The organism is Pseudomonas sp. 43A, from assembly GCF_013363935.1.
GTDB lineage: Bacteria > Pseudomonadota > Gammaproteobacteria > Pseudomonadales > Pseudomonadaceae > Aquipseudomonas > Aquipseudomonas crudilactis.
This window is the reverse complement of the sequence record NZ_CP054880.1, coordinates 4,127,991-4,148,700: the sequence shown is the minus strand read 5'-3', so window position 1 is coordinate 4,148,700 and position 20,710 is coordinate 4,127,991. Positions and strand designations below refer to the sequence as shown.

The following is a 20,710-nucleotide window of genomic DNA, read 5'->3' as shown; positions in this document are numbered from 1 at the left end:
TAGCCCAGCAAGGACGCCCGCCATTTGCGCAAGATACGCCGCTCGATCAAGCGGCGTACTTATACGTGCGTATAGAAATCGCATTGAACTTTCGCGGTTCTGCAGGGTAGCGCGTGGCGCAGATCACACGGCTGTCAGCGTGAAAACCGGCTGCGGTATTCGCGCGGCGTAATCGAGAGGTGACGGTGGAAGGTATAGCGCATGCGCTCCTCGTCGCCGAAGCCGCATAACTGTGCGATCTGATCGATGTTGCGCTCAGAGTCCTCGAGCAGCCGCCGTGCGGCTTCCAGGCGAAACAGCTCCAGCGCTTTCGCAGGCGTACGCCCCAGCTTGTTTTTGTAGACGCGGGCAAAGTTGCGGGTGCTCATCTGCGCCTGGCGCGCCAGTGACTCGACTGTCAGACGAGGGTCGCTGAGGTTATCGCTGATCCATAGATGCAAAGCGTCAAAGCTGCCTCGGTCGTCAGTTTGCGCTTGCAGCAACTGGCTGAATTGCGCTTGCCCTCCTGGGCGCTTGAGAAACACCACCAGTTCCCGTGCGACTTCCAGTGCGACGTCGCGACCGCAATCGGCTTCGACCAGTGCCAGTGCCATGTCGATGCCGGTGCTCACGCCCGCCGAGGTCCAGAGCGTACCTTGCTGGATGAAAATCGCATCAAGGTCGACATCGATGCCGGGGAAACCATGCTTGAGCAGGTCGCACATCGCCCAGTGCGTGGTCGCGCGCAAACCTTCAAGCAGTCCGGCCTGGGCCAGCAGAAAGGTGCCGCTACATACCGATGCGGTGCGTCCGGCCTTGACCGACGCCTCGCGCAGCCAGTTCACCAGGGCGACTTCGTCAATCAGCGCCTGACGAATGTCGGGCGCGCCGGGCACGATCAGGGTGTCGATTGCCAATCCATCGAAAGTGGCCAGGGATGTGGTGTGCACCGACAGCCCCTCGGCCGTGGCGATCAGTCCACCTGCAAGGCTTGCCGTGTGTATGTCGTAGCCAGGCAGGCCGCGGACGGCCATGGCTTTGGACGCGGCCCAAAATACGGTTTGCGCACCGGTCAGGTCCAGCAGACCCATGTGTGGGTACGCGAGAAACACCAATGTGCGCGGTTGAACGCGCAGATTGCTGATGTGGTGAGTCTCGGGAAGAATCGAGTTCATGATTGCATTGAGGCCCGGTACGAATGATTGAGGTATTGGCAGCCATCCGTTTTGGCCGTAATCCACGGTTATAAGTCATAAGCCTTTCGCGCGCCAGCCGACATGTGTTGGCGGGCGAAACGCTCTTCTCACTGAATGACGGGGGGCCCGAGTATCAGCGAGAAGGGCGCAGACATGGCGGGTCAGCGACAGGCCAGGCAGAAACCGGCGACCGCGCCGGCGCCATAGGTTGCGCTGTTGTCTGCCACGCGATTTTCGATCAAACGATCCGAGCCGCCTTCGGCGATTTGATTCTGCTGCAGGCGATCGGAGCCGTCGGCGGCGACTTGACGTTCTCGCAGACGCTCGGCGCCGCCTTCGGCAATTTGATTCTGTTGCAGGCGATCGGCGCCGTCGGCGGCAAGTTGACGTTCTTTCAAACGCTCAGCACCGCCTTCAGCGACATGCTGATCCCTGGCCTTGTGAAGTGTGTGTTGCAACAACGGCGCGGATGCATCCCGGTCACCTCCGGCGCGACCGCCACTGCGAACTTCAGTGGCATATATTGTTGATGACAGACAGCTGACGGTGCTTATCAATGCCATGCTTAGAAACAGATTGGGTAGTTTCATTGTTTGATCCACTCATTAATTATGGAAGTTTGCACAACAGCATCAATTTTAATGAAGTGGTGAATTTCGGCACTTATGCAATGGGTTGTCCGGGCGCGCCGATTGGTATTAAAGACTCATCCCTGGGTATATCTGCCGTTTACCGATAAAGGACATTTATTCAACGACGTTTCAGTCGTGGCAGGCCGTCGTGGCAACCACAACAGTGAATACGTTTTAACCGGCAGGTTCGCACTTATACATTGGTATGGCTCACCGTTGCTGCAACGTCGGTGGCACTCACGCAATACGGTTCTTTCCCTATACCCGCGTATGGTTTTTGGCGCCGTGGTCGCCATGCACACTCCTTCCCAAGGAGCGCTGTATCGCTCTCGCCAACAGGGCATTCGCCCAAACGGGTTTTTGAATCAGTAACAGGAGCGCGACCATGTCAACGTATCTGAACCACTCTGCGGCGTATCAGCAAGACTTTGCACCGCAAACTTCATCCGGCCAGCCCATCACGTCGACCTTCGGCGGCGTGCAGGAGCTGGTTCCTTCGCGTTACGCGCTGCGGGTCGGCGACATTGATGTGGTCGTGATCAGCGATGGCGTGCTGCCTCTGCCGACATCGACCATGTCTACCAACGCCGATCCGGCCGCGCGCGCCGCCTGGTTCAAGGACATGTATCTGGGGCCGGATGCATTTGACTGGGCCTTGAACGTGCTGGTGATTCGCAGCGGTGAACAGATCATTCTTGTCGATGCCGGGCTGGGCGGGCAGTTTCCCGGTTTCCCGCGTGCCGGGCAATTGCCCAAGCGCCTGCAAGCCGCTGGCATTGATCTTGGCGCGGTGACGGACATAGTGATCACCCACATGCACATGGACCACGTCGGCGGATTGCTGGTCGACGAAGTGAAGAACCAGCTGCGTCCGGACGTACGCGTGCATGTTTCGGCAATCGAGGTGGCGTTCTGGGAAACGCCGGATTTCACCCAGACCGTCATGCCGACACCCGTGCCGGATGTACTGCGCGCGACCGCCAATCAGTTTATCGAGGCTTACCGCGGTAACGTCCGTACATTTGATGACGAATATCAGGTGGCGCCCGGTGTGGTGGTGAAACTCACCGGTGGTCATACACCGGGACATAGCGTCGTTTACGTGAACTCCGGCGGGGAGCGCCTGACCTTTGCCGGCGATGCATTGTTTCCGGTGGCGTTCGAACATCCTGACTGGCACAACGGCTTTGAGCACGATCCCGAGGAGTCGGTCCGCGTCCGGGTTCGCCTGATGCGGGAGGCGGCGGCAAGCGGCGAATGGTTCGTCGCCACCCACTTGCCGTTCCCTTCGGTCGGTCGCGTGGCCGTCGACGGTGAGGCGTTCCGCTGGATTGCGGCGTTCTGGGATTACTGATGAGCCAACCGGGTAACGGTAAGGCTCTGTAGACACTGTGGCACGCTGCGATCGTTGATCTTGTTTCAAATGACAAGATCCAAAGATCGCAGCGTGCCGTTTTTTTTGCAGGATTAAACATTCAATGGTCGCGACTAAACCCTGAGAGCTTGCCAGCGAACCAACATCGACGCTGGCTGAGGCGACGCCAACGCAAGCAGGCTGGCAGTTTCGCCATCAACGCCCGCGCTTCAACGCCCGCTCAATACAGGCCAAAAGCGCCTGAGTGTCGAATGGTTTGGAAAAGTAACCTTCCGGTTTCCTGACCCTGGCACTGAACTGCGGGGGCAGGCCAGGCTTTCCCGTGATGAACAGGGTCGGAATATGAGCATTCTTCGCCGCCAGTGCCTCGTACAGTTCGACTCCGCACATGCCGGGCATCTGGATGTCGGAAATCAGGCAATCGGTGTGCTCGCAGTCAGCCGTATCAAGAAACGCCAATGCACTGCTGTAAGTCTTTACGGTATAGCCGTATGCGCGCAATAGACTGTCCAGAGAAACAAGCATACGTTCATCGTCATCGACGACTGCAATTACTGCGGATTTGAACATGGCAGACCTTGCGTCTTTACCCTGGTTATTCATGGGGCAAGTTGTTCTTGATCAGGGAAAGAAACTGCGCGTTGCGCCGAGTGCATTCTTCGAAGAGCCTTTTACTGGCAGGGTCTTTATTGGCGATCGCACACTCGCGAAACTCGCGCAGCATTGCGTCCGTGACCTGTAGCCGGCGCACACCTCGACAGATGTCGGCCAGGCAGTCGGCGAAACACTGGGTCTCGGTGGCCCCGCTCAGGCTGTAAAGCCCCTCGGCTTGCGTGTAACCACCCAGGTCAGCGATACCGGTGACGAGGAACCGGGTGTAGTTGGCATTGGCGCGAGCGAGTTTGCAAAACATTTGCTGGACTGGCCGGAAACTGACGTTATGCAGTTTTTTCTCAATGCATTCGAGCTGCGCCTGAATGCTCACCGTTGTGCGCAGTGTCTGCGTAAGGGCATCGATAACATCAATACGCGCGGCGGTGGACAAGGAGATGTGCGCGCCATAACGGCTGATGCGCAGCGGATGACTGATCCGGTATAGCGTTTGCGGTGCGTTCATGACAACCGTCTCAGGCTGGCGCGTCAGCGCGGTAAGTGACTTGTTGGTGCGTGGTAAACAGCTTAAGGCGACGTGTTGCCGTTAACACTTCTACCTTGAGACGGCGGGCTAGCACGTGGGGTCAGGCGCCTCATACCGGGGTATGAGGCGTGGCGTCAGTCGGTTGCATATTGCGATTGCAACAACGGACTCCATTGTTCCTGATTGTCCGGGCGCCGGTAGTAAACCACCATGCGCCGGGCGACCTGCATGGCCACATCACGACCGTTATCGGCCTCGACCAGCGCCAGCGCCAGGTCGATTCCGGCACTGACACCAGCGGAAGTCCACACCGGAGCCTGCTCGACGAAAATCGCTTCGCGGTCAAGTTCGACCCGCGGAAACATCTGCTCGAACAGGTCTGCCATCAGCCAATGCGTCGCGACTCGCAAGCCGTCGAGCAAGCCGGCGCGAGCCAGAAAAAAGGCGCCGCTGCACACGGAGGTGGTACGCCAGGCCTTGCCGAAGGCGACACGCAGCCAGTCCACCAGTGGCGCGCTGTCCATCAGTGCCTGGCGAATGTGCGGCGAGCCGGGAACGATCAGTGTATTGATCGGCTCATCAAACAGATCGTCCAGACGCAAGGTCTGGACGACAAGACCTTCACCCGTGCGGACCGGGCCACCGTGCAGGCTGGCCGTGTGCAGCACATATCCGGGTAATCCGAGGTCGGCCAGGCAGCGGGTTGCCGCCCAGAAAACCGTCTGGGCACCGGTCAGGTCCAGCAGGCCCATTTGCCCATAGGCAACAAAAATGATGGTGCGAGGATCGGCGCATTTTGCGCGGTGAGCGTTTTCTGGATTAGGCACTGCCGGAGCTCCTTAACGCCGCATGGCGAGGGTGGATAACATTCATTTTTCGAGCCTGAGCGAGTTCAGCGCAATCGCAAACATGAACTGCGTGCCGAGCCCCTCGTCACTGTTGACCCAGATGCGACCACCGTGAAATTCAATGATCGAACGGCAGATCGACAGGCCCATGCCCAGCCCGGTGGGTTTGGTGGTGAAGAACGGGTCGAACAGTGAAGGCAGGATGTCCTCGGCAATACCGATACCGGAGTCGGCGATTTCGAGCACGGCTTCGTCCTGTTGTACCGAGGTGTGAATGCGGAGCACGCGCGCCCGGTCATGAACATTGGCCATGGCCTGGCAGGCATTGATGATCAGATTGATGATGACTTGCTGCAGTTGCACCCGGTCTCCTTTTATCAACGCGTCCGGGGCGCCGAGCTGCGCGTGCGTGCGGACGTCGTGCAGCGCAATGTCGTGCTGCATGAGCGTCAAGGCATCGGTGACGATGTCGTCGAAGATTTCGACTTTGCGCTGCACTTCGCTCTGGCGCGACAGCGCCCTGATACAGGTGATGACATCGGACACTCGGGCGGAGTTTTGAATGACCCGGTCCAGGGATCGTCGCGCTTCTTCCAGATTGGGCACGGGGCGATTGATCCAGCGTTTGCAGGATTCGCCACTGGTGATGACGGCTGCCAGCGGCTGGTTGATTTCATGGGCAATGGAGGCGGCCAGTTCGCCCATTGAAGTCAACCGCGTGACGTGGGCGAGGGTTGCCTGAGAATGAAACAGCGCTTCTTCGGCCTGTCTGGACTGTGTGACATCCATCAACGCGCCGGCGTACTCGGTCCGTGTGCCGTGCTTGAACAGTGGGCTGGCGATCATTTGTACATATTTGGTCCGGCCATCCGGCATGACCAGTCGATGTTCGACTTCGATCAGGCTTTTCTGACGCCTGGCCTGTTCCACGACACTGTCGACAATGGGCAGATCATCGGGATGCGTCCGCGCCTGAATCAGCGCCAGCGTTGGCACGACGTGCGGCGGGTACTCGAAAATCCGTGAAGACTCTTGCGACCACGTTACCGTCACTTCGTCATGGATGATGAAACCGACGCTTCCGGTATGACTGAGTTGTTGCGCGCCCAGAAAGAACGCCTCTTTGCGCTTAAGCGTTTCGGTTGCACGCTTGCTGCGCAGGGCTAGCAAACTGATGGTGGTCAGCGCAATCAGACAACGGATGAAGGCGGCGATCAGCTTGTAATCACGATAGCCTTCGTCAGCGATGAAACTGGCGGTGAGGATCGTTACGCAACCGAGGGCAACGGCGAGAAAGACCGGCACCGAGAAGATGCTCGCCGACATGAAAACCAGGGTGATGTAGAACAACGTCGGTGCGACGTCCAGTTCCAGATACGCGTTGGTAATGAAGATCATGCTGCCGACGGCGATGGCCGCCAGCCAGGCGAGGGCGTCTGAACAAAAAAACTGTGCGCGACGTTTGATGATAGACATTTTTTATTCCGGGTTTTTGCTATCGGACGGCACGCGCAAGATCATCGCTGATGCCGGGCAAACTCTTTGACAGACGAAAAATGACGAGGGAAGAAAGGTGTTTTCGATGAGGGGTTGCTGGCCGCCCCAACTACGGGTTTGCCATGAAAAAAGATGGTATTGCAACGGCCTGGGCAGGGCACCGCTACATTGGGTCATTGCCGCCATGACTAGGTATGACGCGGATATACCCAGGTATTAATGGCAGGGCGCCAGACGGCGCAGGGGATAACGCAAAGGGCTGTCGCGCAGAATTTTCAGCGCCTTTTGACGCGCTGTCAGTGAGAAGCACGGTGTGGGGAACACACCGTGCGGGTTGTGCGATCAGCGGTTTGCCGGCTGAGCGGCAATGGCCTCGGACATGCGCACCAGATCGGCAAAGGAGCGCGCACCCATCTTGCGCATGGCCTGGCCGCGGTGAATTTTCACGGTGATTTCACTGAGGCCGATTTCCCCGGCGATCTGCTTGTTCATCAAGCCAGAGGCCGCCAGCGCCATGACCGTCTGCTCGCGAGCCGTCAGCGTAGCGTGACGTGCCCGTAATTCATCGGCGTGTCGGCCCGACTCACGACGCTGTTTGTCCCGGGTGTGAGCGGCGCACACGGCATCGATCAAGTCTTGCTCGCGAAACGGCTTGGTCAGGAAGTCCACTGCACCGGCTTTCATGGCGCGCACCGTCATGGCGATATCCCCGTGCCCGGTGATGAACACAATCGGCACGCTGATGCCGGCGATCGCCAGTTCGTTCTGAAAGTCCAGACCGCTGCTGCCTTGCAGGCGCACATCAAGAACCAGGCAACTGACGGTATCCGGGCGCTGATGGTGCATGAACTGGGCGACCGATCCGAACAACTCGACCTGCAGACCGATGGAGCGCAGCAGGCTGCCGAGGGATTCGCGCAGGGCTTGATCGTCGTCGACAATGTAGACCACGGGGTCGCCTGGATTTTTGTTCGGCACGGGATGATGGTTCATTGCTTTTTCCCAAAAGGTTTGACTGTGTCAGATCGCCGAGGCGTAACCGGGGTCGTTAACGGCCAACAGCGGCAACGCAAACATGAATGAGCTACCCTGACCGACCGTGCTGCTCGCCCAGATTCGCCCCTGATGGGCGTCGAGTATCGAGCGGCAGATGCTCAAGCCCATCCCCAGACCGTGCTCCTTGGTCGTAAAGAACGGTGTGAACAACTGTTCCAGTAAAGTGGCGCAGATACCCGGGCCTTGATCGGCCACTTCCAGCAGCGCCTCGCGGTCACTCACCGAGGTGCGCAGCAACAGCGTCCGAGGCGCGGCGTTCACCGTGCTCATCGCCTGGCAGGCGTTGATGATCAGGTTGATGATCACCTGCTGTAATTGCACGCGGTCGGCGCTGATCTGACCGTCGAAAACCGTCAGCTCGATTTTAGCGCTGATCCCGTGATCGGCCAGTTCATGCCTGACCAAAGGCAGGGTCTCGTTGACGATGTCGTTAAGTGACTCGGTGCGCCGCAGCGGAGCGGATTTTTGTGACAGCGCCCTGACCCGGGCCGTGATCTCGCTGCCCCGATCGGCGCTGGCGATGATCCGCTCCAGCGCCTGGCGCGCTTCCGGCAGATCGGGTTGCGGGCGGCTGAGCCAGTTGCGGCAAGCCTCACCACTGCTGGTAATCGCTGCCAGTGGTTGATTGACTTCGTGGGCGATGGACGCCGCCAATTCGCCCAGAGCGGTCACTCGACTGACATGTGCGAGTTGCATCTGTGCCTGGCTCAGCGCGGCCTCAGCGTGTTCGATGGCGGTCACATCCATCAGCGCCCCAAGGTATTCGAAGCGATCAGGGCGGGTGCAGAGCGGCGTCGCGATCATGTGCAAATGCCTGACGCGCCCATCCGGCATCAACAAGCGATACCTGACTTCGATCATTGCGTCATGGCACGACGCTTTCTGCAAAGCGTTCAGCACCAGCGATACGTCCTCCGGGTGGGTGCGAGCGAGGATCATGTCCACGGTGGGCGGCGTGTCTGACGGATACTCGAATATCCTTGCCGACTGTTGCGACCAGCCGATGCGGGTGAGGTCTGCGCGAAAACCGAAGCAGCCGGTCTGGCTCAGGCGCTGTGCGCCGCTCATATAAACTTCTTTGTGGCGCAGGTGATCGGCCACCTGTTTGCCGCGCAAGGCCAGCAGCGCGATCGCTGCGAACACCGCCAGTTCGCGTAGCCAGTGTGCCGTCGATTCCCGCTGCTCGAATCCGCCCTGAAAGACAAACATCACCGTCAGCGCCAACATGCTCAGCAGTACCGTGTAGATCACCCCGACGATCGTCAGCAAGTTGGCGGTCAACAGCAGCAACGCAAGGTAAAGCGCAGTGGAGGCGAAATCGACATCGACTTGATTGGCGAGGAACATCCCGCCTGCCACCAGCACGGCCATAAACCCGATCAACAGGTTTTCCAGCGGCTTGAGAGAGGCATCGAGCAGACGCGTCAGCCTTGGGTTCGAGTTAAACGGCATCTGACTGCAATTTCCTTTGGCGCAGAATTCGCGCGGCGCGTATTTGCAGAGGGTATGGACGGATGTCGATCATGCGCGCTCTGGTTTGTTGTTGGGGGCGGGAGCAGAGAATCGGTTCAGTATCGTAGTTGGCCGAGCGCTGCATCGGCTAGGACAAAAAACCCGGAAAAACCGCCATCCCCGGTTTCCATGTTCTGCCTGCCGTCACCTGCAAGTTGTTTATTTCACAGGTTTTTTTTGTCTGGTTCATACAGAGGTATCAAAGCCTGCACCTAACGCATGATGGTGCTGTCCCGATGTACCACAGACCACCGGCGAGCACCGCCGTAACCTGAGCGTGCTCTCTGTCGATCTCAATGGCCGCATGCCGGGTGGTGAACTCCATGAACAGAAATGATCTGCGTCGCATCGACATTCATCTGCTGGTGGTGTTCGAGACAATGATGCATGAGCGCAATGTCAGCCGCGTCGGTGAAAAACTGTTTCTCGGTCAGCCGAGCATCAGCGCCGCGTTGGGCCGCTTGCGCCATTTGTTCGATGACCCGTTGTTCGTGCGTGCTGGCAGATTGATGGAGCCCACGGCGCGGGCGGAAGAAATTTTCGCCAATCTGACGCCGGCACTGGATGGCATTGCCGCGGCGTTGAACCGATGCCAATCGTTCGAACCCTGCACCAGTGACGCGACGTTTCAGGTCGGTCTGTCCGATGATGTCGAATACGCGTTGCTGCCCCGATTGTTGCGGCATCTGCGTGCCGAGGCGCCGAACATCACGTTGATCGTGCTGCGCGTCGACCAGCAACAAATGTCACAGCGGCTGTTCAACGGCGAAATCTCGCTGGGCATCAGCCACACACTCGATTTGCCAGCCAGCGCGCGCCGCAAGGTGCTGCGCCCGATCCGGCCAATGCTCCTGCGCACGGATGATCGTCCCGGCGAATTGGACCTGGATGAATTCTGCCAACGTCCGCACGCCGTTGTGTCTTGCATGGGCAACGCCACCGATCAGGCCGATCATGCCCTGAGTCGTCTGGATCGGCGCCGCAAAGTGGTGTTGGCGGTGCCGCAGTTCAGTGCGCTGCCCAGACTGCTGGCGCACAGCGAGATGCTGGCTATCGTCCCGGATTATGTCGCTAGGGCGATGGTCTCGGTGGAGGGCGTCAGAGCCGAACCCGTGCCGCTGCCACTGCCGGTGCAGGAGCTTACGATGGTCTGGCGTGCCGCGGCGCACAACGATGCCGGGCAACGCTGGCTGCGTTCGCGGTGCCAGGCGTTCCTCGGAGTGCCTATTGAATTGCAGGTGGTGCCAAAATCTTCAACGCCCTCGCGCATCGGTTCGACGTTATTGGCGGCGAGGTAGGCTGACGTCGGGCCAAATCATCGTCCAGCCAATAAAAAGCTCCGATTCAATCGGAGCTTTTTTATGGTCATGGACATGCGCTTTCCGGCTATCGGTCTGTCTCAAGCGTTGATGAACGCCAGCAGGTCCGCATTGATTTGTTCGCCGTGGGTGGTGCACATGCCGTGGGGCAGGCCGGGATAGGTTTTCAGCGTGCCGTGCCTGAGCAGTTTGATCGACAGCTGAGCCGAGTTGGCGATCGGTACGATCTGGTCATCTTCGCCGTGCAGTACCAGGGTCGGCACATCGATAGTTTTCAAGTCATCCGTGAAGTCGGTTTCGGAGAATGCACGAATGCAGTCGTACTGCGCTTTGACCCCTCCGCTCATGCCCTGGCGCCACCAGTTTTCAATGATCGCTTCGCTGACTTTGGCGCCTGGGCGGTTGAACCCATAGAACGGGCCACTTGGGAAATCCCGATAAAACTGCGTGCGATTTTCCGCTACTGCTTTGCGCAAGCCATCGAGCACGTCCAGTGCGATGCCGCCCGGATTGTTCGCGGTGCGCACCATCAGCGGCGGGACAGCACCGATCAATACGGCTTTGGCCACACGACCGCGACCATGACGCGCCACATAACGCGCCACCTCGCCACCGCCGGTGGAGTGGCCGATGTGCACGGCGTTACGGATGTTCAAGTGCGCCATCAACTCGGCAACGTCGGCGGCGTAGGTGTTCATTTCGTTGCCGACAGCGGTCTGCGAAGAGCGGCCATGACCACGTCGATCATGGGCGATGACCCGAAAGCCCTTGTTGAGGAAAAACAGCATTTGCGCATCCCAGTCGTCGCTCGAAAGCGGCCAGCCGTGATGAAAAACGAGCGGCTGGCCGTGCCCCCAGTCCTTGTAGAAAATCTGCGTACCGTCCTTGACGGTGAACAATCCAGAGCCATTGGCACTGCCAGCGCTTCTGCCGCCCGTTGGCGCGGTCGTCTGTGTTGACTGTGCCGCCAGTGCAGGCAACGCCACCGCGAGGGTAGCGGCCATGGCCCCGGTAGTGATCAAGCCTCGACGTGTGGTTCCGCTGGTCTCGTCAGTCATGTGCAACACCCTTTGAATGGTTGAGATAAAGAAGCGACAAGGCGTGAGCCTCGGTCTGGGCAATATTTGGGCAAAGGCCGGAGACTGACCACCAGACATGGGTGTTTGAAACTAATGCTTTGGTATGCCTGCCGGTCATGCGCAGGCATGTGAACGCCACAAGAAAACGTGAGAGTGAACTCCGGGTTCAACCTAAAGAAGGATCTTGGAAAAGCGAGAAGCCTGAAGAAGCTGGGGGCAAAAAGCACCTGCTCAATCAGGCATTGAACAGGTTGAAAAGCTGCAGCGTACAACTGACAAATAAACAAGGGCCGATTAATCGGCCCTTATTCATCCAGGTCTAAACGAATGCCTGTCCAGCAAAGCCCCGAGGCAGCCGTTGCAGGCCGGCCATCTCCGTCAACCGCTCAATCCACTCGGCGCGCCAGTTCGTGGCGTGTGCGGTTTTTGCTTGCCGGGCGTTGCGGCGCGCGGCATTGCGTTGATCTTTTCTCGCCTGTTTGTAGGCTTCGGTATTACGGCAACTGCGGCACTTTACGCGATTGAGCTCTTTGCTTGCTGCCAGTTGTTTGCCTTTATGACCACAGGCCAAATGGCCGCCGACGTTGAAGTGAATGACCATGAACTGTCTCCTTCGTGACGTGTACAAGTTTTGACCGTTCATGGACAACGCAGTTCTTTGGCTGGATCAGCACGCAAAAAAACACCCGCATGCGGGCGGGCGAGAGGGGTTTTATCTAAAGGAGTGAATGCACTGTAGGCGCGCCGATGTGATTTTTATGTGAAAAGAAACAACCCGCACAGGAAATATACAAACAGCGCACAAGCGACAGCGCGGTGACGCTTGTATCACCGCTCCTGGAGCCTCTTTCGATGAACGTTACGCAACCGGTTTACCTGAATCGAGGCAGTGGCCGATCAACAGGTTTGAGCGCCGATAGCGTGTTGCGGATCAGCGGGGCATCCTTTTCGATATCGTTAAGGCGGTCGCGGATGCGCAGGGCGGTCGGGTGCCCGCCTTGGTGGTCGACCCAGTCGGCGATCTCTTTGCAAGCGGCCGCGAGGCGTGCCTGACGGGCGTCGAGCAGGGTGAGGAGGGTGGTGATGGACTCTTTTTCGGACATGAAACACCTCCGTTCTATGAAACCTGAGCTGCAGCAAAAAGCCCGCGCGTCGCGAGCCTTGTGCCGTGGGGCGCTGCTCCTTCAGCTGGTTTCAGTATAGACCCGCTTGTGATCGGCATCAGCCGGACGATTCGCGGACCGGTAGTGGGGAACTGGCTGCGTTGAGGCGTTTGCATTCACGTCGTGCGTCCTCTTCAACGTCGTAGCCATCGCCGATGAAGCCCTCGGTGCGGGTATCGCAGATGCGAAACCAGCTCAGGGCTTCGGCGGGATCATGCTGGCTGTCTCCGGCGCGTCGACCATGAATGATGATCTTGTTGCAACGCTTCACAACGAAAATGTCTTCCATGGCGTCACCGCAGCTGATTCGTGTCAGATCAACTATAGAAGCCCCCGGCAATCGTGCAAAAAATAGACAGGTCAACTCGTCGGTTGCCGACGCTATTCTCAGCGCACCGATCAATCCAGAAGTTGGTCAATGGGCACCAATCTTCGACGCTGGTGAACGGCCGGTCCTGGCCTGTAGCTGGGCGATAAGTTGTCGATCAAGGCGCGGTGGTGATGTCGCTCATGCGTTCAAGAAACATTGCCAAAGCCACTTCTTCGGCGCGCAGGCCTTTGCGCACGCGGGGGCGCGGTAATTCGGCGAGGGTGCCGAGCATGAAATTCTCCACCACCGCCGGGTGGATATAGCACTTGCGACACACCGCCGGGGTGTTACCCAACTGCCTGGAGACATTTTTCACCATCTCCACCACATGCCGTTTGGCCTCGGTCTCGGATTCATGCTTGAGTTCGCGCAATACCGCCAACGCCAGGGCGCTGCCAGCCCAGGTGCGATAGTCCTTGGCGGTGAAGTCGGCGCCGGTCAGGGTTTGCAGGTACGCATTGACGTCGGAAGAACTGACGGTGTGCCGCTCACCGTTTTCATCCAGATACTGAAACAGGTTCTGCCCGGGAATCTCCAGACAACGCTTGATGATGCGCGCCAGCCGTCGATCCTTGACGGTAATCTGGTGTTCGATGCCGCTCTTGCCGCGAAACTGAAACAGGATCGCACTGCCGTTGACTTCGACATGCCGGCTGCGCAGGGTGGTCAGGCCGTAGGAGCGGTTGTCGCGGGCGTATTGCGTATTGCCGACCCGAATCAGCGTGGCGTCGAGCAGGGTGATTACGGTGGCCATGACCTTTTCGCGACTGAAGCCGGGCGCGGCCAACAACGCTTCCAGTTGCTTGCGCAGTTTCGGCAAGGCCAGGCCAAACTCGCGCAGGCGTGAATACTTGTCGGCATCGCGCACTTCGCGCCAACGCGCGTGATAACGATATTGCTTGCGGCCACGGGCATCACGGCCGGTGGCTTGCAAATGACCTTGCGGATCGGGGCAGATCCACACATCGATGTAGGCCGGCGGTACCGCGAGAGCATTGATGCGTTTGATTTCGTCGGTGTCGGTGATGCGCTGGCCTGACGGCTCGAAGTAGCAGAACTTGCCGCGCAGTTTCTTGCGGGTGATACCGGGCTGGGTGTCGTCGACGTAATGCAGGTCGGATGGCAGGTCGGCAGTCAGCACGGTGTCGGGCATGGCAGTTTCCTTTAATGGCGCGGCGGTCTGTAAAACGATTGACCGCACGCCGTTGCCGTGGTGCCGAATGATTTAGGCGAGGACCGCGACCGCTTTGATCTGCGCCCATAAATGCTGGCCCGGATGCACGCCCAATTGGTCTCTGGAGTAACGCGTGATGCGTGCGACCAATGGCGTACCGCCGGCGTCGAGACGAATCAGCACGTGGGCGGCATTGTCTGCTGATTGCTCGCTGACCACGGTGACCGGCAGCCGATTGAGAATGCTGCTGAACTCGCTGTTCTGCAGGCTCAGGCTGATGTCCCGGGCGTGCACTTTGCAGCGTAGGGGCTGACCCAATGCAATTGGCGCGTGGGTGACGCGAATGCTCATCTCGGTGGCCGGCAATTGCAGGCTGAGCAATTGATACTCGGCATCGTAGGCGCTGACCTGGCCTTCAATGATTACGCCAGCGTCATCGCCCATCGCCATCGGCAGGTCGAGACGTGCGAGGGTTTCACCGATCGGGCCGCTGGCCAGCGCTTTACCTTCGCTGAGCAACACCAGATGGTCTGCCAGCCGCGCGACTTCGTCCTGCGCATGGCTGACGTACAACACTGGAATGTCCAGCTCGTCATGCAGGCGTTGCAGGTACGGCAGGATTTCACTTTTGCGCTGGCTGTCGAGAGCAGCCAGTGGCTCGTCCATCAACAGCAGTTTCGGGCTGGTCAGCAGCGCGCGGGCGATGCCGACGCGCTGGCGTTCGCCACCTGACAAGTGCTGTGGATGGCGTTCGAGCAAATGACCGATGCCCAAGAGTTCGGTGGCCTGCGCCATGTCGACCCGACGCTGGGACTTGGCGATGCGCTTGAGGCCGAATTGCAGATTGGCCAATACCGACAGGTGCGCAAACAGGCTGGCTTCTTGAAACACATAGCCGAGCGCCCGTTTGTGTGGCGGGACGAAAATGCCGTTGTCGCTGTCCTGCCAGACTTCGTCGTTGATCTGCACGAAGCCATGTTCAGCGCGTTCAAGCCCGGCGATACAGCGCAGGCAGGTGGTTTTGCCCGAGCCGGAATGCCCGTAAAGCGCGGTCACGCCACGGCCGGGCAAGTTCAGGTCGACATCGAGGCCGAAGTCCGCATAGACCCGTTTCAGACGTACAACAATCATTGGTCAGCTCCAACCTGCGCGGGTTTTGCGGCTGGAGTACAGCGCCAGCAACACCAGAAACGAGAACACCAGCATCGCCCCGGCCAGCCAGTGGGCCTGTGCGTATTCCATTGCTTCGACGTGATCGTAGATTTGCACGGAAACCACGCGGGTCTTGTCGGGAATGTTGCCGCCAATCATCAGCACCACGCCGAATTCACCGACGGTATGCGCGAAACCGAGAATCGCCGCAGTGATAAAACCGGGACGCGCCAGCGGCACGATCACGCTGAAAAAAGTGTCCCACGGATTGGCGCGCAAGGTCGCGGCGACTTCCAGCGGGCGGGTGCCGATCGCCGAGAACGCGTTTTGCAACGGTTGCACCACAAACGGCATGGAATAGATCACCGAACCGATCACCAGCCCGGTAAAGCTGAACGTCAAAGTACCCAAGCCCAGCCATTGAGTGAATTGCCCGAGAAATCCGTGCGGCCCCATCATCAGCAACAGATAGAAACCAATCACGGTCGGTGGCAGCACGAGGGGCAGGGCGACAATTGCCCCGATCGGGCCGCGCAACCACGAGCGGGTACGCGACAACCACAGGGCAATCGGCGTGCCGACAACCAGCAGGATCAAGGTGGTCAGGGACGCCAGTTTCAGCGTCAGCCAGATCGCCGCGAAATCGGCACTCGTCAGCGACATTTACAGCTGATAACCGTAGGACTTGATCACCGCAGCGGCTTTCGGGCCTTTGAGGTATTCAACCAGGGCCTTGGCGGCGGCGTTATCTTTGCCTTTGTTGAGAATGACAGCGTCTTGCTTGATCGGGTCATGCATATCAGCAGGGACAATCCATGCCGAACCGCTGCTGACTTTGCCGTCCTTGTAGATCTGCGACAGGGCCACGAAGCCCAGTTCGGCGTTACCGGTGGAGACGAATTGATAAGCCTGGGTGATGTTCTGACCTTCAACGATCTTGGCTTTGGTCGCCTCGGTCAGTTTGAGTTTTTCCAGCACTTGCGTGGCGGCCAGGCCATAGGGTGCGGCTTTCGGATTGGCGATGGACAGGTGCAGGTACTCGTTCTTTTTCAGCACCTCGCCTTTCCCATCGACATAACCTTCTTTCGCCGACCACAACGCCAGTGTGCCGACGGCGTAGGTGAAGCGCGAGCCCTTGACGGTGTCGCCTTCTTTCTCGAGTTTTTCCGGGGTGGTGTCGTCAGCGGAGAGGAACACTTCGAACGGCGCGCCGTTTTTGATTTGGGTGTAGAACTGGCCGGTGGCGCCGTAGGCGGCGACCAGTTTGTGCCCGGTGTCTTTTTCGAAATCGGCGGCGATGGCCTGGATCGGCGCGGTGAAGTTGGCCGCAACCGCTACCTGAACTTCATCAGCCTGAACAGCGCCGACGGCGAAGACCGCGAGCAAGGAGGCCACGCAGGCAGGGGCAAAACGTGAGGCACGAATGGTCATGTAACAGCTCCGTTATTGGCGAGTGCAGAGCGCAGTTATTGTTGGAAGTGGACTGCGCCCATGCAAGGGGGTTAATTCGCTATATAGCGGAATATATAGCGAAATGCCGCCAAACAGGAAGTGTTGGTTGAAACCCGTGTGAGGATGCCTGAATCCTCACACTGCGCAGCTCAATGACCAGTGAGTTTTGCCAGTGCACCTTCAGCTAATTGTCGGGTCAGTTCAGCGCTGCCCATGTCTGTGCCCAGGGTGAATGCCTGACCGGCCCAGAGGTTGGCAAATTCTGCCTCGTTGATTGCCCGCAATGGCATCAGCGCACCACCGGCCAAGGGAAATGCCGGCGCTTTCGGCGACATCGGTCCCAGCTCACGCATGACGCGGTTGAGAATGCCCCGCGCCGGCCGCCCGGTGAAAATATTGGTGACCGCCGTTTCGCTTTCCTTGGCGGTGCGCAGTGCCTTGTGGTGAGAAGCGCTGACTTTCGCTTCTGGCGTGAACAGGTAGGCAGTGCCAACCTGTGCCGCTGAGGCCCCCAACAGGAACGCCGCCGCCACGCCGCGTGCATCGGCAATAGCCCCGGCGGCAATCACCGGCACTGTCACCGCATCGACTATCTGAGGCACCAAGGCAAACGTGCCGACCTGACTGCTCAGGTCATCACTGAGAAACATGCCGCGATGGCCACCGGCCTCGTAACCCATGGCGATAATCGCGTCGCAGCCGTGCTGTTCCAGCCAGATCGCTTCATCGACAGTGGTGGCCGAGGAGAGGATTTTCGCTCCGGTTGCCTTGACTCGATCGAGCAGGGATTTCTCTGGCAGACCGAAATGAAAACTCACCACCTGCGGCCGAAATTCTTCCAGCACCTCACAGGCTGCCGCATCGAACGGCGCTCGGTTCGACACCGGCGTCGGTGCAGCGAAATCGGCACCCAGTTCGCGGTAATAAGGTTCCAGCAGATGCTTCCAGTCACGTGCACGTTGCTCATCGGCTGCCGGCGGCTGATGGCAGAAGAAGTTCACGTTGAAGGGCTTGTTGGTGTGTTGGCGAATGGTGTTCAGCTCTTCGCGCAATTGCTCGATGCTCAGCATCGCCGCCGGCATCGACCCCAGACCACCGGCATTGCACACGGCGATGACCATGGACGAATTCGTCGCACCGGCCATCGGGCCCTGGATGATTGGCAGTTCAATGCCGAGCAGATCAAGTATGCGGGTGTCTGGCCATTGGCTCATGAAAGCTGTTCTCCGAACGAGGTAGCGGGCAGGGACGGCAGAACCGGTTTTTAACAGCAAAAGCGGATCCGCAGCCAGTTCGAAATTCAGAACAACCCGTGCAGTTTTTCAGCGTCGATGGAGTCCGCCACCGCCGCCGCCAAACGAGCGATTCATCAATTGTGAGGAGTTGTGAAAATTGTTGGTGCGCTGGTTGCCGAAGTTGCGTGCGGCGGATTCACGGTTGAGATTCTGCAACTGGGCATTGTTATTGACCGGTGCAGTCCGGGTCGCGCCACCCTTGACCATTGGTTGCCAGCCGTTATCGGTTTTTTTGTACACGTTGCCATCGTGACCTGCGTAAACGTTGTCACCCACGCGTGCAGCGCCGCCATTGCGCCCGCGAACGCCACCATATTGTGTGGTGTTGCCAGTGCTGGGGTTGTACACGGCGCCACGATTGGCGGTGACCTGGGTGCCGTTGCGCGCATTGCCGGCGGTGACGCGTTCGCCGGCAATGGCGCCACCGTTCGGTCCGACTGCCACGCCGCTGCGTCCGGCCGCGTAATTACCGGTGTAGACGTTGTGCACGGCACCGCGTTGACCCGCAGCCGCCACGCCGGTGCGTGAGTTGTAGGAAGAACCGACCTGACCGGCCCAGCGATTGCCGGTCCAGGCGTTGTAGCCGGCGCCATAGCGGCTGACCGTGGCCCGGTCACCCCATTGGTGATAGATGTTGCCGGTAGTGCCCGCCCAGCCACCGGGACCCCAGGCCACCGCGCCACCGCGGTAACCGTAAGCGGCGCCGCCCCAGGCCAACGGCGCTGGGTACAAGTGCGGGCCCCAGGCGTATCCCCAGCCGTAATTGCCCCACCACGGATAGGCGCCCCAGCCCCAACCCATGGCGACAGTGCTGCCGCCCCAACTCCAGCCAAAACCGAAACCGAAGGTCCAGCCCGTCCACGGTGTATAGCGAATGGCGACGCCAAACCCATAAGTCACCGGCGGGCCATACCAGACGCTGCCTACCCAGGGTGTGTAGGGATAACCGGTGCCATACACCACGACGCCTGTGGCCGGATCCAGATTCGAACCCTGATAACCGGGCGTGTAGCCGACCACCACCGTATCGCCGCTGGACTCGTAGACTTTGACGTAGGTGAGGTAATGCATGGGCGAGCTCGGCGGGATCGAATAGATCACCGCCGGCACGGAACTGGCGACTGCCCAAGGGCCGCTCACGCTGGTGGCGGTGAACCAGATACCGTTTTCCACCGCGTACCAGCTGTCGTTGTCGACACGGATGATGGGCGTTGCGCTGTTGACCACGTATTGCAACGTCGTGCTGTTGATGGCTTTGAGTTGCGGCTCGCCATCGAACTGTGGCGCGGTCATTTTTACCGCGCTTTTCTTGATCGCTGAAGTCTGTGGAATGGTCGCGGCGATGGCCGCTTCTTTGGCTTGCGGCGTGCCGGCGACCGACGCCTTGACGTTTTCTTTCGGGCTGTCGTCGGGGATGTTGGCGAAGTCTGCCGGCAGTTTGTCTGCCGGGGTAAACGTCCACGGGCCATTCATGTCAGTGGCGCGGAACCAGCGGCCGGAGATCAGCACATAGCTGTTCTGGTCACCGATCTCCTTGAAGATGTGCCCGGTGGTATTGGTGACATACAGCAAGCCTGTGCCTTGAATGGGCGACCACTGCGCTGCGCCATCGGTGACCAGCAATTCGGTGGGGGTTGTGGCGATGAAGATTCTCGGTTGTGGCGGCTTGGCCAGGCTGGGGACCTTGTCTTTTGGGTCGCTTTGCCCGGTCAACAGATCCACCTGCCGGCTCTGAATGGCAGCCTGCCTGGCTTTCTCCAGATCTGCTGGCGGTGTGGCCAGACGCGTATAGGCGCCATTGATCTGGTCGGCGACCATCCAGCCATCGAAGACGTGCAGATAATGTTTGCCCTGCGCGTCTTTCAACAACAGCGGACGAGTGTTGATCACCCGTTGCAGTGCCGTGCCGTCTACCGGTCGATAGGCCGCATCGCCATCGATATAGACGAGCAGGGCGGGTACATCGGAACTGACGATGGTGGGCGGGGTGTTTTGCAGTGGCGCGCTGTCAGCTTTCTGCTCGGCTGACAGTACGCCAACCGCGGCTTCCAGTTGATCCAGCGAGATGGTTTTCTTGCGGTTTTCGGCGTCTTTCTGCAAAGCCGCGACCCACGTGGTGGCTTGACTGGCATCAGCCGGGAAATCGGCCTTGATGATTCTGTACTGATCCAGCGCGACCCAGCGTGTGGCCTTGTCGACCAGCGTATGTGCGCTGAATTGCACAATGCCGTAGGTGGATTTGCCATCGGCGCCGGTGGCTTCAACGGCCGCACGGGCATTGAGGGTGTAACCATCCCAACTGTCGAGTTGCGGCTGATACACCGTCAGTTTCGCTTTGCCGCTGCTGATGACTTGCGGCCAGGTCGGCTCGCTCGGGGCCTCAGCGGCAGGTGCCGCCCAGGCGCTGCCGAACGTCAGCAGGCAAAGCACCAACATCACGAACAACGAGCGCGGGTAAGACATTGTCAGCTCC

General features: G+C 59.2%; 20 protein-coding genes. 2 read left to right on the top strand and 18 right to left on the bottom strand.

Translation table 11 applies throughout. The features are described 5' to 3' along the window. Nucleotides 1–134: 134 nt before the first annotated feature. Together HUW52_RS18120 and HUW52_RS18115 are read right to left on the bottom strand one after the other, a co-directional pair. Entirely contained in the window at nt 135–1,154 is a 1,020-nt protein-coding gene (locus HUW52_RS18120; RefSeq protein WP_016984969.1) for a GlxA family transcriptional regulator, read from the bottom strand. A 182-nt stretch (nt 1,155–1,336) separates the two neighbouring features. Beyond that, on the bottom strand, nt 1,337–1,765 hold the full coding sequence (locus tag HUW52_RS18115; RefSeq protein ID WP_175554463.1) for a phage infection protein: 429 nt from the start codon (nt 1,763–1,765) through the stop codon (nt 1,337–1,339). A gap of 427 nt (nt 1,766–2,192) precedes the next feature. Between HUW52_RS18115 and HUW52_RS18110 the strand changes: the two genes are divergently transcribed. Next, complete coding sequence (locus HUW52_RS18110; protein ID WP_016984971.1) at nt 2,193–3,161, top strand: MBL fold metallo-hydrolase; 969 nt, start codon at nt 2,193–2,195, stop codon at nt 3,159–3,161. Nucleotides 3,162–3,377: 216 nt separating this feature from the next. On the opposite strand, the gene HUW52_RS18105 is transcribed toward HUW52_RS18110, so the two are convergent. From HUW52_RS18105 to HUW52_RS18080, 6 genes are all read right to left on the bottom strand, one after another. Continuing rightward, nucleotides 3,378–3,785 carry a response regulator transcription factor gene (locus HUW52_RS18105; RefSeq protein WP_016984972.1) on the bottom strand — a complete coding sequence of 136 codons (408 nt, stop codon included), beginning with the start codon at nt 3,783–3,785 and terminating at the stop codon, nt 3,378–3,380. Beyond that, a complete protein-coding gene (locus HUW52_RS18100) occupies nt 3,778–4,299 on the bottom strand; it encodes a hypothetical protein (protein WP_175554462.1) in 522 nt (173 codons plus the stop codon). Before HUW52_RS18100 ends, HUW52_RS18105 begins: the two co-directional genes overlap by 8 nt. A gap of 155 nt (nt 4,300–4,454) precedes the next feature. Then, nucleotides 4,455–5,147 carry an AraC family transcriptional regulator gene (locus HUW52_RS18095; RefSeq protein ID WP_175554461.1) on the bottom strand — a complete coding sequence of 231 codons (693 nt, stop codon included), beginning with the start codon at nt 5,145–5,147 and terminating at the stop codon, nt 4,455–4,457. Between the two features lie 42 nt (nt 5,148–5,189). Further along, on the bottom strand, nt 5,190–6,644 hold the full coding sequence (locus HUW52_RS18090) for a sensor histidine kinase (RefSeq protein WP_175554460.1): 1,455 nt from the start codon (nt 6,642–6,644) through the stop codon (nt 5,190–5,192). A 363-nt stretch (nt 6,645–7,007) separates the two neighbouring features. Beyond that, on the bottom strand, nt 7,008–7,658 hold the full coding sequence (locus tag HUW52_RS18085) for a response regulator transcription factor (protein ID WP_016984976.1): 651 nt from the start codon (nt 7,656–7,658) through the stop codon (nt 7,008–7,010). 27 nt (nt 7,659–7,685) lie between these two features. Further along, nucleotides 7,686–9,173: an ATP-binding protein gene (locus tag HUW52_RS18080; RefSeq protein ID WP_016984977.1), complete on the bottom strand. Its 1,488-nt coding sequence runs from the start codon at nt 9,171–9,173 to the stop codon at nt 7,686–7,688. A 383-nt stretch (nt 9,174–9,556) separates the two neighbouring features. On the opposite strand from HUW52_RS18080, the gene HUW52_RS18075 reads away from it, so the two are divergent. Then, complete coding sequence (locus tag HUW52_RS18075; RefSeq protein WP_016984978.1) at nt 9,557–10,531, top strand: LysR family transcriptional regulator; 975 nt, start codon at nt 9,557–9,559, stop codon at nt 10,529–10,531. A gap of 101 nt (nt 10,532–10,632) precedes the next feature. On the opposite strand, the gene HUW52_RS18070 is transcribed toward HUW52_RS18075, so the two are convergent. The 10 genes from HUW52_RS18070 to HUW52_RS18025 all read right to left on the bottom strand — a co-directional run bounded on the left by HUW52_RS18070 (nt 10,633) and on the right by HUW52_RS18025 (nt 20,700). Next, complete coding sequence (locus tag HUW52_RS18070) at nt 10,633–11,610, bottom strand: alpha/beta fold hydrolase (protein WP_150793437.1); 978 nt, start codon at nt 11,608–11,610, stop codon at nt 10,633–10,635. 340 nt (nt 11,611–11,950) lie between these two features. Beyond that, the gene (locus tag HUW52_RS18065) at nt 11,951–12,232 is read right to left on the bottom strand and encodes a hypothetical protein (RefSeq protein WP_016984980.1); all 282 of its coding nucleotides are present in this window, start codon (nt 12,230–12,232) and stop codon (nt 11,951–11,953) included. Nucleotides 12,233–12,503: 271 nt separating this feature from the next. Then, nucleotides 12,504–12,734, bottom strand: a complete 231-nt coding sequence (locus HUW52_RS18060) for a hypothetical protein (RefSeq protein ID WP_008082703.1) — start codon at nt 12,732–12,734, stop codon at nt 12,504–12,506. A gap of 118 nt (nt 12,735–12,852) precedes the next feature. After that, nucleotides 12,853–13,083: a hypothetical protein gene (locus tag HUW52_RS18055; RefSeq protein ID WP_175554459.1), complete on the bottom strand. Its 231-nt coding sequence runs from the start codon at nt 13,081–13,083 to the stop codon at nt 12,853–12,855. A gap of 196 nt (nt 13,084–13,279) precedes the next feature. Next, on the bottom strand, nt 13,280–14,317 hold the full coding sequence (locus HUW52_RS18050; RefSeq protein ID WP_175554458.1) for a DNA topoisomerase IB: 1,038 nt from the start codon (nt 14,315–14,317) through the stop codon (nt 13,280–13,282). Between the two features lie 72 nt (nt 14,318–14,389). Then, complete coding sequence (modC, locus tag HUW52_RS18045; RefSeq protein WP_016984982.1) at nt 14,390–15,469, bottom strand: molybdenum ABC transporter ATP-binding protein; 1,080 nt, start codon at nt 15,467–15,469, stop codon at nt 14,390–14,392. Nucleotides 15,470–15,472: 3 nt separating this feature from the next. After that, nucleotides 15,473–16,153: a molybdate ABC transporter permease subunit gene (gene modB / locus HUW52_RS18040; protein ID WP_175554457.1), complete on the bottom strand. Its 681-nt coding sequence runs from the start codon at nt 16,151–16,153 to the stop codon at nt 15,473–15,475. After that, the gene (modA, locus tag HUW52_RS18035; protein ID WP_175554456.1) at nt 16,154–16,921 is read right to left on the bottom strand and encodes a molybdate ABC transporter substrate-binding protein; all 768 of its coding nucleotides are present in this window, start codon (nt 16,919–16,921) and stop codon (nt 16,154–16,156) included. It abuts the gene before it with no gap. 170 nt (nt 16,922–17,091) lie between these two features. Then, on the bottom strand, nt 17,092–18,156 hold the full coding sequence (locus HUW52_RS18030) for a nitronate monooxygenase family protein (RefSeq protein ID WP_175554455.1): 1,065 nt from the start codon (nt 18,154–18,156) through the stop codon (nt 17,092–17,094). A gap of 108 nt (nt 18,157–18,264) precedes the next feature. Then, nucleotides 18,265–20,700, bottom strand: a complete 2,436-nt coding sequence (locus HUW52_RS18025) for an autotransporter (RefSeq protein WP_175554454.1) — start codon at nt 20,698–20,700, stop codon at nt 18,265–18,267. Nucleotides 20,701–20,710: the final 10 nt, after the last annotated feature.